Below are 493 nucleotides of genomic sequence, written 5' to 3'. Positions count from 1 at the left end.
GCTCAGCGTGCGCGGCATCCAGGGCCACATCGCCTACCCGCAACTGGCGCGCAACCCCATCCACCAGGCCCTGCCCGCGCTGGCCGAGCTGGCCGCCACGGTGTGGGACAACGGCAATGCCTTCTTCCCGCCCACCAGCTGGCAGATCAGCAATGTGCACGGCGGCACCGGCGCCACCAACGTGATCCCGGGCGAGGTGGTGATCGACTTCAATTTCCGCTTCTCCACCGAATCCACCGCCGAAGGCCTGCAACAGCGCGTGCATGCCGTGCTAGACCGCCACGGCCTTGAGTACGACCTGCGCTGGACGCTGGGCGGCCAGCCCTTCCTGACCACGCCGGGCGAGCTGGTGGGTGCCGTGCAGCAGGCCATCACCGCCGAGACCGGCCTTACCACCGAACTCTCCACCACCGGTGGCACCAGCGATGGCCGCTTCATTGCCCAGATCTGCCCGCAGGTGATTGAACTGGGTCCGCCCAATGCCAGCATCCAC

The 493-nt window shown here is 67.7% G+C and carries 1 protein-coding gene; it reads left to right on the top strand.

Features of this window, described 5'->3' with window-relative positions; translation table 11 throughout:
* A partial coding sequence (locus DBV10_RS22490) for a M20/M25/M40 family metallo-hydrolase (RefSeq protein ID WP_124515766.1) occupies positions 1-493 on the top strand: 493 nt, incomplete at both ends.

Origin of the sequence: Acidovorax sp. FJL06 (assembly GCF_003852545.1) — a bacterium.
Lineage (GTDB): Bacteria > Pseudomonadota > Gammaproteobacteria > Burkholderiales > Burkholderiaceae_C > Acidovorax.
Note: the sequence above shows the minus strand (reverse complement) of the source record. Positions and strands in the feature narration are given on the sequence as shown.